This window comes from Streptomyces sp. NPDC027189, assembly GCF_055566975.1.
On the sequence record NZ_JBVHRI010000061.1, the window covers coordinates 1 to 15,221 of the forward strand.

General features: G+C 71.1%; 13 protein-coding genes and 2 pseudogenes. 12 read left to right on the top strand and 3 right to left on the bottom strand.

The window, feature by feature from the left end; translation table 11 throughout:
* Positions 1–195: 195 nt before the first annotated feature.
* Complete coding sequence (locus tag ACZ4RZ_RS49650) at positions 196–690, bottom strand: lamin tail domain-containing protein (protein WP_467754258.1); 495 nt, start codon at positions 688–690, stop codon at positions 196–198.
* Positions 691–1,134: 444 nt separating this feature from the next.
* On the opposite strand from ACZ4RZ_RS49650, the gene ACZ4RZ_RS49655 reads away from it, so the two are divergent.
* Positions 1,135–1,632 carry a GNAT family N-acetyltransferase gene (locus ACZ4RZ_RS49655; protein ID WP_467754259.1) on the top strand — a complete coding sequence of 166 codons (498 nt, stop codon included), beginning with the start codon at positions 1,135–1,137 and terminating at the stop codon, positions 1,630–1,632.
* Positions 1,633–1,788: 156 nt separating this feature from the next.
* On the opposite strand, the gene ACZ4RZ_RS49660 is transcribed toward ACZ4RZ_RS49655, so the two are convergent.
* Positions 1,789–2,634 carry an IclR family transcriptional regulator gene (locus ACZ4RZ_RS49660; RefSeq protein WP_467754261.1) on the bottom strand — a complete coding sequence of 282 codons (846 nt, stop codon included), beginning with the start codon at positions 2,632–2,634 and terminating at the stop codon, positions 1,789–1,791.
* 230 nt (positions 2,635–2,864) lie between these two features.
* On the opposite strand from ACZ4RZ_RS49660, the gene ACZ4RZ_RS49665 reads away from it, so the two are divergent.
* The 11 genes and pseudogenes from ACZ4RZ_RS49665 to ACZ4RZ_RS49715 all read left to right on the top strand — a co-directional run bounded on the left by ACZ4RZ_RS49665 (position 2,865) and on the right by ACZ4RZ_RS49715 (position 14,588).
* Positions 2,865–4,142 (top strand): hypothetical protein, encoded by a 1,278-nt coding sequence (locus tag ACZ4RZ_RS49665; protein WP_467754262.1) that lies wholly within the window; start codon positions 2,865–2,867, stop codon positions 4,140–4,142.
* Positions 4,130–4,495 carry a hypothetical protein gene (locus ACZ4RZ_RS49670; protein WP_467754263.1) on the top strand — a complete coding sequence of 122 codons (366 nt, stop codon included), beginning with the start codon at positions 4,130–4,132 and terminating at the stop codon, positions 4,493–4,495. Before ACZ4RZ_RS49665 ends, ACZ4RZ_RS49670 begins: the two co-directional genes overlap by 13 nt.
* A complete protein-coding gene (locus tag ACZ4RZ_RS49675) occupies positions 4,492–4,962 on the top strand; it encodes a hypothetical protein (RefSeq protein WP_467754264.1) in 471 nt (156 codons plus the stop codon). Before ACZ4RZ_RS49670 ends, ACZ4RZ_RS49675 begins: the two co-directional genes overlap by 4 nt.
* Complete coding sequence (locus tag ACZ4RZ_RS49680; RefSeq protein ID WP_467754265.1) at positions 4,959–6,932, top strand: branched-chain amino acid ABC transporter permease; 1,974 nt, start codon at positions 4,959–4,961, stop codon at positions 6,930–6,932. The genes ACZ4RZ_RS49675 and ACZ4RZ_RS49680 overlap by 4 nt, the downstream gene beginning before the upstream one ends.
* Positions 6,929–7,777, top strand: coding sequence for an ABC transporter ATP-binding protein (locus ACZ4RZ_RS49685; RefSeq protein ID WP_467754267.1), 849 nt, complete (start codon positions 6,929–6,931; stop codon positions 7,775–7,777). Before ACZ4RZ_RS49680 ends, ACZ4RZ_RS49685 begins: the two co-directional genes overlap by 4 nt.
* Positions 7,777–8,472, top strand: a complete 696-nt coding sequence (locus ACZ4RZ_RS49690; RefSeq protein WP_467754268.1) for an ABC transporter ATP-binding protein — start codon at positions 7,777–7,779, stop codon at positions 8,470–8,472. The genes ACZ4RZ_RS49685 and ACZ4RZ_RS49690 overlap by 1 nt, the downstream gene beginning before the upstream one ends.
* A gap of 11 nt (positions 8,473–8,483) precedes the next feature.
* A complete protein-coding gene (locus ACZ4RZ_RS49695; RefSeq protein WP_467754269.1) occupies positions 8,484–9,899 on the top strand; it encodes an ABC transporter substrate-binding protein in 1,416 nt (471 codons plus the stop codon).
* The gene (locus ACZ4RZ_RS49700) at positions 9,896–10,990 is read left to right on the top strand and encodes a lytic transglycosylase domain-containing protein (RefSeq protein ID WP_467754270.1); all 1,095 of its coding nucleotides are present in this window, start codon (positions 9,896–9,898) and stop codon (positions 10,988–10,990) included. The genes ACZ4RZ_RS49695 and ACZ4RZ_RS49700 overlap by 4 nt, the downstream gene beginning before the upstream one ends.
* 215 nt (positions 10,991–11,205) lie before the next feature.
* On the top strand, positions 11,206–12,921 hold the full coding sequence (locus ACZ4RZ_RS49705) for an FG-GAP repeat domain-containing protein (RefSeq protein WP_467754272.1): 1,716 nt from the start codon (positions 11,206–11,208) through the stop codon (positions 12,919–12,921).
* Positions 12,922–13,482: 561 nt separating this feature from the next.
* Positions 13,483–13,575: pseudogene (locus ACZ4RZ_RS49710) on the top strand (YdcF family protein); the annotation flags it as partial.
* Positions 13,576–13,931: 356 nt separating this feature from the next.
* A complete protein-coding gene (locus ACZ4RZ_RS49715; RefSeq protein ID WP_467754274.1) occupies positions 13,932–14,588 on the top strand; it encodes a hypothetical protein in 657 nt (218 codons plus the stop codon).
* A gap of 174 nt (positions 14,589–14,762) precedes the next feature.
* Here ACZ4RZ_RS49715 and ACZ4RZ_RS49720 read toward each other — a convergent pair.
* Positions 14,763–14,987, bottom strand: a pseudogene (locus tag ACZ4RZ_RS49720) (transposase); the annotation flags it as partial.
* Positions 14,988–15,221 lie beyond the last annotated feature (234 nt).

Sequence of the window (15,221 nt, forward strand, 5' to 3'; positions counted from 1 at the left end):
CTCAACGTTGCGATCAGGGCCGGGCTGGTCCTTCCTGCCGTGGCCTAGCCACTGACGGGAGAAGCCCTCCGGATTTATCCGGAGGGAGGAGTCACCGGGGCCTTGTGGTGGGGGCGATGGCTGCGTTTCTCCTGCGGGGCGCTGATGCGCCTTGGGCGAAGAAGCGGGCGCGGCTGGCGGGCCGTGGCGGCTGGTTCAGCCGTGGTAGGTGATGTAGCCGTTGCCGTCGGGGTCGTTGCTGGTTTTGGTGTAGGAGTGGACGTCGGCGCGGGCGCCGGAGGACTTGTAGAGGTAGATGGTGTCCTTGTCGTTGTTCCACATGAAGTTGCAGTTCTGGCGGTAGACGACGTTGTTGGCGTCGGAGTCGGTGCCGTGGCCGCCGCGGAGTTTGATGTAGTCGCCCGGCTGGAGGTAGTGGTTCGCGGGGAAGGCGAACCTGTTGCCGGCGGCGTCCTTGACCACGTAGCCCTTCAGGTTCACGGTCGTGCTGCGTGAGTAGTTCTTGATCGTCAGGTACTCGTCCTTGGTATTGCCCGTGGAGCAGCTGTTGGAGTCCCGGCCGGGTGCGTCGTACTGGATGCCCTTGATTTTCAGGGCGGAAGAGTACTCGGTGGCCTGTGCCGGAGCGGCAACGACGGTGGCGAGCGCCCCGGCAGCGGCGGCGGCAGTCAGGGCATGGCGCATGCGCATGAGGATTCCCCCCTCAGTGGTGCGAATGGAGCTCCAGGAGCATACCCGGCACGTGTCCGTGAGGTGACGGAAGTGTGGGGGAGAAGTGAACGAGGGCCGGGTCGCTGGGTCGCAGGTGTCGGGCGGCCAAGGTCACCTCCTGCCGGGCAGCGGGTTCCCGGGCAACTGGATCCCGAGCACACCCCGAACTGCGTGCGGTGCGCTGTGTGTTGGCCGTCCAACAGGGAGACGCCCCGCTTCCTGCGAGAAGGTGCAGGTGCAGGGCCTGCCCGTCGCTCAACGACGGAGCCCGCCCCCGCCATGACGGAGCGCGGACTCATGCGCGTGCTCCGTCCCGGTCGACCGCGCCGAGGCGGGCGGCCTTGTCGAAGCCCGGTGGCCGTGCGCCGTGGCGCCCGCGCCGCCTGGATCATCCCGCGCCGAGGGGCTGTAGCGTCGGGCCTCATGAGTTGGCTGCCTGACGACTTCGTCCACCCCGTCTACGTGCCCGTGCCCGACACCGCGCTTCACCTGCGGCCGATCCGGGAGGCGGACACCGCGCTCGACTACCCCGCCGTGATGGGCTCCCGAGAGCGCTTGTGGGAGATCTTCGGCCCGGCCTGGGCTTGGCCCAAGGAGACGATGACCTATGAAGAGGACCGCATCGACTTGCTGCGGCACGAGAAGGAGATAGCCGCGCACCAGTCGTTCAACTACGCGCTGCTGGACGAGGAGGAGACGGCGCTCCTCGGCTGCGTCTACATCGACCCGCCCGAGCGCACCGGCTCCGACGGCGAGGTCTCCTGGTGGGTGGTGGACGACCTCGTCGGCGGCGAGGCGGAGCGCGCGCTCGACGCGCTGGTGCCGCAGTGGATCGCCGCCGACTGGCCCTTCCAACAGCCCCGTTGTCTGGGCCGCGACATCACCTGGCAGGACTGGCTCGCGCTGCCGCCCGCCTCGTGACACGTCCGAGGCGGTGCCGAGATCCAATGCCGTTACTGCAGAGGACGGTTCGCGAGTTGATGTCCGTTTCGCCGTTGGCCTTGGGTGAGGCGCGCTGATCGCGAGATATCCGGGTGGCTCTACGGCTGGACCAGTACGACGCTGCTCGCGTGCGTGCTACAGCCGTGGGCGCCGAGAGGAGTACAGCGTCTGGGCGGCCTCGCAGGCGACTTCGAGGACGACCGGCGCCACCTGTCCGAGATCCATCGCCTGCGCGTCGCCGCTGAGCGAGAGTGCGGCCGTCGCTGGACCGCGCCCCCGAAGCGGAGCCGCGACGCAGGAGATCCCCGTGAGGGATTCCTCGTTGTCCATGGCCACGCCGTGCCGTCGGCGTATCCGTGCCAGCTCGTTGTGCAGGCCCGCGAGAGTGCGGATCGAGCGTGGTGTGCGGACCGGCAGTCGTGCAGGGTAGGTGGCCTCGATGTGGTGCGGATCGAGAGACGCGAGGATGGCCTTGCCCACGGCCGTGGTGTGCGCGGGCAGGCGGCCGCCGAGCCGTGTAGGCAGGTTGGCCGCGAACCGCCCGCCCACCTTGTCGAGGAAGACCACCTCGCGCCCCTCCAGCACGGCGAGATGGCCGACGAATCCGGTGCGCCGGCACAGCTCGTGCAGGAGCGGTCCGACGACGTCGCGGATCTCGCTGTGGCCGGCGGCCAGACCGCCCAGCTCCAGTGTGCGCATGCCGAGGCGATAGCCGCCGACGGAGTGTGCCAGCCAGCGCAGCCGGATCATCTGGTCGAGGATGCGGTGCAGGGTGGACCGCGGCAGGCCGGTGCGCTCCGCAAGCTCCAACAGCGACAGCTTGGGTGTGCCGGAGTCGAACGCGTCGAGGATGAGCGTCATCCGCTCGATCATGGTGTTCGGGGGCAGGGGCTGTGCCCGTGCCGGAGCCGCGACGGACAGGCCGTCCTGCCGGACGGAAGCGCTGCCCGCGTACACGTCGGCTGTAGCCGGGACCGTCACCTTCCACCTCCGCTTGGTGGTTGACGCCGAGAAGTTGCCTGGCTAGTCGGTATCGCAGGTTCCGTCAAACAGGAAGAGCCAGGACGAGGCCGACGGCGGCGGAATCGGCGTCCGTCGCCGAGCCCTGGTGAGTGGGAGTGGAGTAGTCGCCAGCCGGGATGGGGCCTGCTTGCGGCCGTGGCGTTGGGGAGAGTTGTGGCACAACCGGCAATCCCCCGCGGAGGACGACCATGGCTGTCAAAGCGCCCTCTCCCACCCCGGTGCACCGCCGTGCGATCGCCGGGACGGGCGCGGTCGTGCTCCTGCTGTGTCTTCCGGCCGCGGCCACCGCCGCCGAGCCCGGCGCGGGTGAGGCGGGCTGCCCTGTGACGGCGACCGCGCAAGGCGTCCAGGTGATGGTCAGTGCGAGCGACAACGCGCTGTTGCAGGCGCCGTCGGGTGCGGGTGTTCCGGTCGCGCAGGCATGTGTCGACTACGGCATCGGGGAGTCGAGCGGGTTCGCCTCCAACCCGTACCCGGGCGAGACGGTCGTCTCGGCGCCCGCCCTCGTCGGCAGCCAGAGCGGACAGAAGATTCCCGGCTACCCGGCGTACGCGGCCTCGAGTTATCCGTCTGCCCAGAAGGCCGAGGGCGGTCAGCAGGGCGACACGCTCACGTCGCAGAGCGAGAAGAACTCCACGCGCGCGCAGGCGCGGACGCAACTGGGCCGGCAGGGCGCCGCAGCGGCGGAGACCACCGCGCTCGCGAACGCGGCGGTGGATCCGGCGCGGCGGACGAGCACCGCGTCGGCCACGGCCGACATCCAGCCGATCACCCTCAACGGCGTGCTGCGGCTCGGCCGGGTGCGGAGCGTTGCGACCGCGACCGTCGGCAAGGACGGCAGGCTCGTACGCGACTCACAGCTGACCGTCGGCCGCACCGAAGTCGCCGGCCAGGTCGTGGAGATCACCAAGGACGGGGTACGGGCCGCCGGCCGGCAGTATCCCCTTGCGCAGGCCGATCCGGCCAAGGCGCTGGAGGCCAAGGGGGTACGGGTCCGGTACCTGCGAGCGGAACAGACCAAACAGGGTGTCGTGTCGGCCGCCGTCGAGGTCCAGGTACGGCAGCAGGACACGCAGTCGGGCGCGGTCTACACCGTGACCTACACCTTCGGCCGCGCCTTCGCCGGGGCTGCCGCGCTCGAGCAACCACCCGGTGCCGGCGGGAACTTGCCCCCGGGCGGGGCACCACCTGCGGGTGCAGGCGGCGGTGGCGGACGCGACGCAGGGGCTCCCGCAGCACCACCCGACCAAGCGCCCGCGCAGCAGCCGCCAAGTGACCAGCCCTCGGCACCATCCGACGGCGCTGTGGCCGCGCCCGACTCCCCCTCGCCCGTCGGCCTCATCGGCAACCCCGTCGACATGGGTATGACCGGTCTCTATCTCGTCGTCGCGTTCGGTGGCGCGGCCACCTTCGCCTTCGGAACTCTGCTGCGCCTGCTGGGAGTGAGGACTCGATGGACATCGTGACCCGGGTACGCAGCCAGTGGGACCGGCTGACCGCGGCGGCCGCCGCCGTCGCCGGGGCCGTGGTGCTGGTCATCGGCTGGCGAGGGGTGAGCGGAACCGCGTACGTGGCCGAACAGGTGCCGTATGTCATCAGCGCGGGACTCGGCGGACTGTTTCTGCTCGGTGTCTCGTCGGCCCTGTGGCTGTCTGCCGACCTGCGTGACGAGTGGCGCAAGCTCGACCGGATCGAGCGGGCCATCCGCGCTGTCGGCGGCAACGGTGCGGTCGAGGTCGGCGCGGCCCCTGACGGCCGCGACCGCACCGTCGACCACGACCGCACCCTGGTGCTTCCGCCGGTCGAGGGCGCGTCATGACTGCGGTCGGCAAGCGTGCCGAACCGTGGCAGGACCGCGATGTCCTCATGGTCTGCGGCACCACCTTGGCCGCTCTCGCCCTGCTCGTGACGGCATGGTTCGGCGCCGGCGGTACGGCGTCGGTGGTGCGGCAGACGGCGTGGCTGAACCTCGCGGTGGCGGGATTCGCCCTCGCGGCTGTCGGCCAGTGCCTGTGGTTGCTGCGGGCACGGCGTGCGGTCGCAGAGCGGCGTATCGCACTCATCTCCCTTGCACCGCACGAGGATCAGGAGGAGCGGGCGGACTCGTACGAGGGGTCGTACGAGGGGTCGTACGAGGCGAAGCCGCTCCGCCGCACCTCGACTCGCCTGGTGCGGGCCGCGGGCATGGTCAAGCTGCACCGCCCTGACTGTCCGCTGCTGGTCGGCAAGGACGTGGTCGTGGCCGCCCCCGAGGCCGGCGAGCTGTGCGGGGTGTGCGCGCCATGAGCGCATGGCTGCCGTTCATCGTCATCGGTGTCACCACCGGCTCGGTCTACGGGCTGGCGGCGATGGGGCTGACCCTCACCTACAAGACCTCGGGCATCTTCAACTTCGCCCACGGAGCGATCGCCGCGCTGGCCGCCTACGCGTACTACGAGCTGCGGGTCGTACGCAAACTGCCCTGGCCCGTGGCCCTCGCCCTCGCCGTGGTCGTGGTGCCGCCCTGCATCGCACTGGTCATGGAACGCCTCACCCGGAGCCTGGCGGGCGCCACCCCGACCACGAAGATCGTCGCCACCGTGGGTCTGCAACTGGCCATCACCATGGCCCTGGTCGCCCACTACGGAGGCGCCGGCATCGACTTCCCCGCCTTCCTGCCCACCGACACCGTCGAGCTGATCGGCGTCAAAGTCGGCATCGACCAGCTGATCTCCGCGATCGTGGGGGCGCTGGGCGCCCTTGGGTTCTTCGTCTTCTTCCGGGTCTCCTCGATGGGCGTGAAGATGCGGGCCGTCGTGGACGACCCGGCGCTACTGGAGCTGGCCGGCACCAGCGCGTTCGCTGTGCGGAGCCGGGCGTGGCTGATCGGCTGCTGGTTCGCCGCGGTCTCGGGTGTCCTGCTGGCTCCTCAGATCGGGCTGGACGCCCTCCTGCTGACCATGCTGGTGGTGCAGGCGTACGGGGCCGCGGCGGTGGGTGGGTTCTCCAGCCTTCCGCTGACATACGCCGGCGGGCTACTGGTCGGAGTGCTGGCGGCCGTGGCCACCAAGGCGGTGTCCGGCTCGGAGGTGCTGTCGGGGCTGCCGTCCGCGCTCCCGTTCCTGGTGCTGTTCGCCGCCCTGCTGCTGGCGCGCCGGGGCAAGCTGGTCGAGGCCGGCGGGCACCGCTCGGTGCCGCCCTTGCGGCCTCTGGTGAGCAGGGCCGTCGGGCGGGCGTCGGCGGTCGCCGCGGTGCTGGTGGCGGGTGTGGTCCCGTTCGTGGTCGGGGCCAAACTGCCCGTGTACTCCAGCGCCCTGGTTTTCGTCCTGGTCTTCTCCTCGCTTCACCTGCTGGTGCGCACCTCGGGACAGGTGTCCCTCGCCCACGCCGCTCTGGTCGCGGTGGGCTCCTCGACGTTCTCGCACCTGGCCGTCGGGGCCGGGCTGCCCTGGCTGGTTGCCGTGCTGCTCGCGGGCGTGGTCGCGGTGCCCGTGGGCGTGCTGGTGGCGATCCCCGCCATCCGGCTGTCGGGACTGTATCTGGCCCTGGCCACGCTCGGGTTGGGGATTCTGCTTGAGCGGGTCGTCTACAACTCGGTGTGGATGTTCGGGGCGACCAGCACCCTGCCCGCGACGCGCCCGGCCCTGTTCGAGGCAGACACCGCGTTCTACTACGTCCTCCTGTGCTTCGCCGTCGCCGCGTCGCTGCTGATCGTCATCATTGGGCGCAGCAGGCTGGGGCGACTGCTGCGTGCCATGTCCGACGCGCCGACGACACTGTCCACGCTCGGGCTCGCAGTGAACGTCACCAAGGTCACCGTCTTCGCCATCTCGGCCTTCATCGCCGGAGTCGCCGGCGCGCTCTACGCCGCGCTGGGACAGTCCGCGACCGGGGTGCCCTTCGTGTCGTACGCCTCGCTGACGTGGCTGGCGCTCCTGGTGCTCTGCAGCGGTCTGCGAGGCGCCGCGCCGGTCGCCGCGGCGGCGCAGCTGGCGATCGTCCCGGCGTACGTCACAGGCGAGACCGTGGTCGCGTGGCTCCCGGTGGCCTTCGGGGTGGGCGCGCTCATGGTCGCCCTGCGCGAGGCCGGTGCGGCCGGACGCCGCGGCGGTGGGGCGGCAGTCACGGAGCCGAGGGCCTCGCGCGCCGCCGAACGCCTCGGCGCGCCAGGTCCCGCAGCACAGCGGCTGCGGCTCGCAACTGTGCGGACGGTGCGCCGCGGAGAGGCGGCGCGGATCCGCGTCGGCGCCGGTCTGACAAGGGGAGCGTCGCGATGAGCGGGGACGGCGAGCGGCGCGTCGCGGCGGGTCGCGGCGACGAGGAAGGCAGGGACATGAGCCCCGGCGAACAGACGTCGGTCCCGAGCGGCCTGAGGGTCGACGGACTCACCGTCCGGTTCGGCGGCAACACCGCGGTGAACGCGGTGTCCTTCGACGCGCCGCTCGGGCGTGTCACCGGGCTTATCGGCCCCAACGGCGCCGGAAAGACCACGACGTTCAACGCCTGCTGCGGGCTGCTGCGGCCCTCGGCAGGCGCAATTCGCCTCTTCGGCCAGGACATCACCGGCAAGCCGCCCTCGACGCGCGCACAGCTGGGCCTGGGCCGGACCTTCCAGAGGATGGACCTGTTCGACTCGCTGACCGTGGAACAGAACATCGCCCTTGGTCTGGAGGCACGCCTCGCGCGCAGCCATCCCTTCAAGCAGCTGTGGTGCCCTCCGGCCGAGCGGAAAGCGGTGCGCGCCGCCACCGAGGAAGTGCTCGAACTGTGTCGGCTCGGGGATCTCCGCCATGAGCCGGCGGCCGCCTTGTCGACCGGCCAACGCCGTCTGGTCGACCTCGGCCGCGTGCTGGCCGGCGGGTTCTCGCTGCTGCTGCTCGACGAACCGTCGTCGGGCCTGGACACCCCGGAGACCGAACGGTTCGGGGCGATCGTGACCCGGGTCGTGGCCGAACGGCACTGTGGGGTGCTGCTGGTCGAGCACGACATGGCGCTGGTCATGTCCGTCTGCGACCACCTCTGCGTCCTCGATTTCGGTGAGCTGATTTTCCAGGGCAGCCCAAACGAGGTGCGGGCCAGCGAGACCGTGCGCGCCGCGTACCTGGGATCGGAGGCGGCCTGATGCTGGAACTGCAGAACATCAGTGCTGGTTACGGCGACACACCCGTATTGCGCGACGTATCACTGTGGGTGCCGCCCCGCTCGGTCGTCGCGCTGCTGGGACCCAACGGCGTGGGCAAGACCACGCTGCTGAGGGTCGCCTCCGGCCTCCTCGCGCCCCGCTCCGGACGGATCCGACTGGACGGCCGGGACCTGACCGGAAAGCCCCCGCACACCCTCGCCCGGCACGGAGTCTGCCACGTCCCCGAGGGGCGTGGAGTGTTCCCGAACCTGACGGTGCGGGACAACATCCTCATCCAGGCAGTGGGCGGAGATGTCGACGAGGCGATCGACAGAGCGGTCTCGGCCTTTCCGGTCCTCGGGCAGAAGCTCCGCCAGACGGCCGGTTCGCTCAGTGGCGGTCAGCAGCAGATGCTGGCGCTGGCCCACGCCTACGTCACCGATCCCGCCTATGTCCTGCTCGACGAGGTGTCGATGGGCCTGGCACCGGTGGTCGTGGACGAGATCTTCGTATTCCTCGGCGAGTTGGCCGCCTCCGGATGCGCGCTGCTCCTCGTCGAGCAGTACGTCGGCCGGGCCCTCGAACTGGCCGACTACGTCTACCTCATGAACAAGGGACGTGCCGAATTCGCCGGGGAACCCGGCGAACTGGACGGCGGCCGGCTCATGGAGCAGTACCTGGGCGCGCACACGTGATGGAGGAGACCGTGACCCCACCCCGAACCCGCAGCGCACTCGCGGCCATGGCGGTGTTGAGCCTGCTGCTCGCCGGCTGCGGCTCCCGGCTCGACCACGACACCATCGTCCGGGCCGGCTCCGGCGGCGGGCAGGCCGGAACCGCAACGGCCGCCGACGGAGGACTGCCGGGAAGCGGCGGGGCGGCCGGCGGACAGGCCGGGGACGCCACGGCGGCAGGGAGCGGTGGGGCAGCAGACAGCGGGGCAGGCCTGTCCGGGTCCGGACAGGGCGGCGCCGCAGGCGGCTCAGGCACGAACGGCAAGAACGGCAACGCAGGCGGCGGCGCGGGCAGTGGCGGCGCGCCCATCGTCATCGGCAGCGTCGGCACCCTCTCGGGACCGGGCGGCGTCGCCTTCGCCCAGGGCCCGCGCGCCCTCCAGGCATGGGCGGCGGCCACCAACGCCGCGGGCGGCCTCAACGGCCGCCAGGTCAAAGTGATCGTCATGGACGACGGCGCCGATGCCGCCAAGGGCCGCAGCGAAGTGCAGGAACTGGTCGAGAGGTACCACGTGGTCGCCATCGTGGCCGCCATGACGACCACTCAGACCCTCGCCGCCTGGAAGGGGTACGTCGAGCAGCAGAAGGTCCCCGTCATCGGCGGCGACTGCTCGACCACGGCCTGGACGAACAGCCCGGTGCTGTTCAGCGAGTGTCCCTCCACCGACTCCCAGATGGACGGGCTGGCGAAGGTGGGCGCAACCTATGGCAAGGGCAAGAAGATCGGCGGTCTCTTCTGCACGGAGACCGACGCCTGCACCCACGCCCAGGACCGCGTGTTCGGCAGCGGCAGAGCGGCCCAGCGTTTCGGCCTCGATCCGGTCTACCATGCGAAGATCACGGTGACCCAGCCCGATTACACCGCCGAGTGTCTCCAGGCACGCAACGCCGGTGTGCAGCTGATGCTGGTCACCGGGGACCCCAACACCGTGGCCAGGGTCGCCTCGTCCTGCCGCCGGCAGAGCTTCAGCCCCCAGTTCCTGCAACCGTCGGCCACGGTCGGGGCGGACACCGCGGCCAAGCCCGGTCTGACGGACGTGCTGGCCGCGATGGCGGTCTTCCCCTTCAAGGGCGTGTCGACGCCGGCCATCGGCGAGTTCCACGCCGCCTGGAAGAGGTACGGCGGGTCGGCGCCGGGACCCGCGGCCGCGCAGGGATGGGCATCGGCGAAGGTGTTCGAGAAGGCCGCGCGTGGCGCGGGCGACATCAGCAGGGCCGCACTGATCAAAGAGCTGTACACCTTCCGCGGGCAGAACTTCGCCGGCCTGACCGTCCCGCTGACGTACGCCGCGGGAAAGGGAACCGCCGACACCCGCTGCGCCTTCTTCATGCGGGGGGCCGGCGGCGATTGGACGGCACCCCTGGGCGCTCGGACGGTGTGCTGGTGAGGCGCCGGTGGGCAAGGGCGCGCGGTTCGCTGCTGTGGTCCCAGGCGCTGGCGTCGCTCCTGGCCGTCGGTGCGACGGGCGGCATTGCGGGGACGACCGTCTCGCAGTTGACGAGCCCCTCCCCGGCGGTGGCCGCGCCCACGGCGGACGACCGCGGAGGCGACACCCCGCCGCTGTACGGGGAACCGCCACCGGCCACGGTGTACCTACCCAAGACGCGTCCGGTGCCCTGGACCACCGGATCCCCGGCCGGGGCCGACGGCCCGGGGGGCGCCTTCGGACCGCCGCTGTCGACCGCGTACGCAATCCCCGGCCGGGTGCTGGCCGCCTACCGGGGCGCGGTGCGGACGCTGGCCGCCACACAGCCCGGGTGCGGCCTCGACGTTGCGTTGCTGGCCGCGATCGGCCGGGTCGAGTCGGATCATGCCCGAGGCGGCGACCTCGACGCCACCGGCCGCACCCGCTCCCCGATCCTCGGGCCCCAGTTGGACGGCGGCCCCGGCGTCATGGCCATCCGCGACACCGACGGCGGTTTCTACGACGGCGACCCCGTCTGGGACCGGGCCGTGGGCCCCGCACAGTTCCTCCCCTCCACCTGGCGTCGCTGGGGGCCCGACGGCAACGGTGACGGCGTGGCGGATCCGTCCCAGGTCGATGACGCATGGCTGGCAGCCGGGCGTTACCTCTGCGAGGCAGGGGGCGACCTACGGGGACCCGACAGCCTCCGGCGGGCGATCCTCGCCTACAACCACTCGGAGGACTACCTGCGCCTGGTGCTGAGCTGGATGCGCGTGTACTCCGGCCACATCGTGCCGAGCACGCCGGGCGCCCCTGACGGCATGCCATCCGCCGTGCACGACCAGCCTTCTGCGCAGCCGAAGGGCCGGCGATCCCAGCAACCCGGCTCCCGGCCCGCGAACCCGGCTCCGTCCCGACCGCCGGCGGGCAAGGACCCATCCGGCCCGCCCAAGCCATCCGACCCCCCCGAACCGTCACGGCCCAAGCCTTCACCGAGCCGACAACTGCCCATACCCCCGGTACCCACGTCCCCACCGCAGGACTCCGGCCTCGGCGGGCTCACATCGCCCTGAGCCTCGATCCACCGCTCGGTCTCTGAAGTGGTCTTCTGAGGCTTCGAGGGCCGGGCCTTGGGGGTGCGGCTGAGGGCGGGCAGGCGGTATTTGCTGGTCTGCCCAGCCTTTCCACGGTTCTGTTCAACACCGAGCTGGTCTCGCTCAGCGACGGCTCGGTACGCCTGGTCTGGCGGGCCAAGCGAGCCGACGACCACGACAACTACTGGCTGAAGGTGGCCACCCTCACGCCTGGCGCGACCGCCTTCTCCGAGCCCGAGTACGTCGCCGCGGTCCCCCAGACGGGCTACCACCACCTGGCGGCGGCCCCCGACGGCCGGCTGGTCGCCGTGTGGTCGGTCTCCGGCGTCGTGAAGGCCGCCGAGAAGACCGGCCCGCAGGCCGCGTGGACCGCTCCGGCCGACCTCAACGAGCAGCCGCCGTCCGGCAGCCGGGACATCTCCAGCATGGACCTCGCCCTCGCCAAGGATGGCACCGCCCTGCTGGTGTGGCAGTGGCAGGCAAACAAAGCCGTCGTCGCCCTGGAGAAGGCCCCCGGCGCGACCGCCTGGACCGCGGTCCAGGGCTTCCCGGTCCCGGGCGTGGACCTGGCGCGCCCGAAGGTGTTCGCCAATCCGCAGGGCGGCTTCGACGTGTTCTACGACAACAACGCGCACCTCATGCACACGCGCCGGCCCGCCGGCGCCACGCAGTGGAGCACCCCGCGGTCCGCCGCCAACTACGGCAGCACATACGGGATGACGGCGCCCGTCTACCTGCCAGGCGGCGACCTCTTCGTCGCCGGCGGGCCCGGCTACTCGACGAGCCCCTGGTACGCGGTGCGCTCGGCGGCCACCGGCGTCTGGCAGCCGTACACACAGCCCTTCTCCACGCACAAGAAGGTGCGCGCGGTCGGCGCGGCCGCCACCTCGGGCGGCACGGTCACGGTGACCTGGCGGGAGGGCTACTCGGGCCAGGAATACGCGATGGCCGCCGTCTTCAAGGGCGGCACCTGGTCCGCCCCGCGGCGGCTGAGCGCGACGAGCGCCCAGTCCACCGGCGCGCCCCAGGTGGCCGCCGACGCGCTCGGCCGGCCCGTCGTGCTGTGGGACGAGTACAAGCCGACCGAGACGAACAGCATCGTCCTGGACGGCGTCTACCAGGCCACCACCACCAGCCGCGCGCTGCCCAAGTGGCGTGACTACACAGACGACGGCAAGGCCGACCTGTTCGGCCGGGACAGCACCGGGCTGAAGGTGTACGCGGGCGACATGGCGAAGCTGTCCGCGGGGCAGCGCGCGAGCAACTGGCCGACGGGCACGCTGGTGCTGCCGTTCGGCGACCTCGACGGCGACGGCTGCAACGACGTGTTCGTCCGCTACCCGCAGGGCGAGGCCCGCATCTACCCGACGATCTGCGGCGGGCTGCCCGACCAGCAGTCGTTTAACGTCAAGGTCTCCTCGGACTGGAGCGGGTACGACGCGGTCGTCTCGCCCGGCGACGTGACGGGCGACGGCCGGGCCGACCTGCTGACCCGGTCCGCCTCGACCGGGAAGCTGTACGTGTACGCGAACAACGGCGCGGGCGGCTTCAAGGCCCGCACGCTCGCCGGGTCCGGCTTCGGCGGCTACAAGAGGCTGATCGCCGCCGGGGACCTCGACGGCGACGGCAAGAACGACCTGCTGGCCCTCGACGCGTCGAACGAGCTGTGGCGGTTCAGCGGGACCGGCGCCGGCACCTTCACGCCCCGGTCGCTGGTCTTCAAGGACTGGGGCACCTCCTACAAGGACGTGGTCGGCGGGCTCGACCTGTCCGGGGACGGCCGGGCCGATGTGATCTCGCTCGACAAGGACGGCCGCGCCTGGCTGAACCGGGGCAACGGCCAGAGCGGCTTCGACAACCGGTCGCAGGTCGGCAAGGCCACGAACTGGTCGGACATCCGCATCTCCTGACGGCGTGCATCCGGGAGCCACTCGGGACCATGGGGGTCCCCGGGGCCGGCTTCACGCCCGGTCCGGGTTCCGGCGGGACCGCCCGGACCACCTCAACCCGCAAAAGCAGGTGGACCGGCCGGGCCCGTCCCACGTCTGGCGCCACGACCGCCGCGCCCACGGCGGCCGGGCCGGGCACCCGCAGCCGCACCCACCGTGACGCCCGGCCGCTCGGCGCCCGGCAGCGGGGTGCGAGCGGTGGCCGACCAGGTGGTGGCGCCTGGGCCCTTGGGAGCTGGCCGTGGTTCAAAGCCCCGTACAGCGAGCCGTAGCCGCGCTGGTGCCCGGCGATCAGTGACAACTCGACCGGTGTCGTACCGGGCCGTCCGCGCACAGCAGTGCGTCGGCCGGCTCGAAGAACGCATCGGCCCGCGCAGACAAACACCCGTAGAAGGCCGTCCGAAAGCGTGACAGTTCCGCGAACACGTCCCGTTCGCCGCCCTGCGCCAGCACACTCATCACCGCGGCCTGCCTTGTGAACTCCTTTATCTCGTCGCAGAGTTCAGCAGGACCTGGCGCGGAACCCCGGCGGCCGATCTCTACCGCGCCCGCCTCTTCCCCGTCCTGGTGTTCAGCGGCGGCAACAGCCCCATCACTGAGCACGCCCGCCCTCGAGCCTCCTAGCGCCGGGCGCCCCAGCCGCCGGACGGGCGAGACCACGCCGATACCCGCCAGCACGCCGCAGCGCAGCCAGCCCCAGCTCCAACGCCTGCCCACGGTGCCCGCGGCTGTGCCCACCGCCGCGCGCTCCCTGACCATCGCCGGCCCGCCGACCGGACGCACCCGGCTCCTCTGACGCCAAGCGCTCCGCACTCATCCGGGTCACCGGGCGCGCGGACACCGCGGCCGGGCGGCAGGGTAGTGGTGCCGACGTCGCAGAGCACCGATCGGCATCGCCGTCCGGACCGTGGCGTCGTCCGCGTTCCCCGTCCCGGACGAGGGGCCCTTGAGAGCATTCATCAGGAGGTTTCGTGCACGACAAGCCGCTCCTCAAGAGCGTCGGTGAACTGCTGCGCCGGCGGCACGGCTCCTCACGCCTCACCCACCAGGCAGGGCCGGACGGGTTCGCCCTGGACAGCTTGAAGGTCAGCGGGTTCACCGCCGGTACGCTCAGCCCCGAGGACGAGGCGAGGCTCGCCGACGAAGTGGCCCAGCTCCTTCCCCACCACTGGGATCTGCCCACCAAGTCGGTGGAGGCGCTGACCCCGCTCATCGACCACCTCGGTGGCCAGCGGGAGCTGATGGCCTGGCTGGACCGCCACCCCGGGCGGCCACGGCTGATCGCGCGGATCTACGTCCTCCTGGGCCATCTCGACCGGTACAGCGAGGACCCCGCGGTCCTTGACGCTGTGCGGCACGCCAGAGCTCAGGACCCATACCCCATTGGCCTGCGCGGCTACCTGACGCCGGAGACCAACGATGAAACCCTGGGCGGTCTCGCCTTCCGGATCGAGGAACTCCTGGGCGACAACCGCGAAGAAGACGCCACCGCCCTCGCCCTGACGACCGCCGACTGGCTGCGCCGTGCGGCGCAGAACGCCGACACCCCGAACTCCGACATCCGCGAGATGGGCGAACTCATGGATCATATGCACCAGGACATCAGCGAGGCCGTCCCGCGCTCCTGACTCGGTAGCGCGACAGGGAGCGAGCGAGGCCTCGAGGACTGTCACTGGTCGAAGGGATCCTGGCTGGCGCTTCCGCCGAGGGCCGAGCGGCCTTGGCGCTGCCGCGCGCCCAGCGCATCCACGCCCACACGATCACCGTGCCGGTCACCTGGTGGAACGCGGAACTCAGTGCGCGGCGCCTGCCCCGCGGCACGCGGTGATCGCGGAGAAGGCCCAGAGGTAGCCGGCGTGGTTGAGGCGGTCGTACTTGACCCATCGGCGAGTGATGCTCGCCTTCTTGCCGGAGGCTCTCGTGATGGGCGAGGACCTGGCGTATGCCTTCAGGCCGCGGGCGTCGGCGAACCGTTGCTGGTCGTCTGCAATCTCGGCGAGCACTGCAAGCAGGCGACCGGCGCCACGTGTGCTGACCTGAACGCCACCCCCGGCGCCATCACCGGCCGGCTCCTCGGTCCGCTGCTGCGCTCGCTGGGATCGCAGGACGTATTCACCAAGGCCCTCACCGACTGACGTCGCCTCCCAGGGCCCGATCAATAAGCCTCTAGCTTGATCTTTAACGTCCGGCGTCGAATGGTGCGTCGAACTTGATCACTCGGTCCGGTAACCGCCGTACGCGAAAGCGGCCTTCGTCTGAAC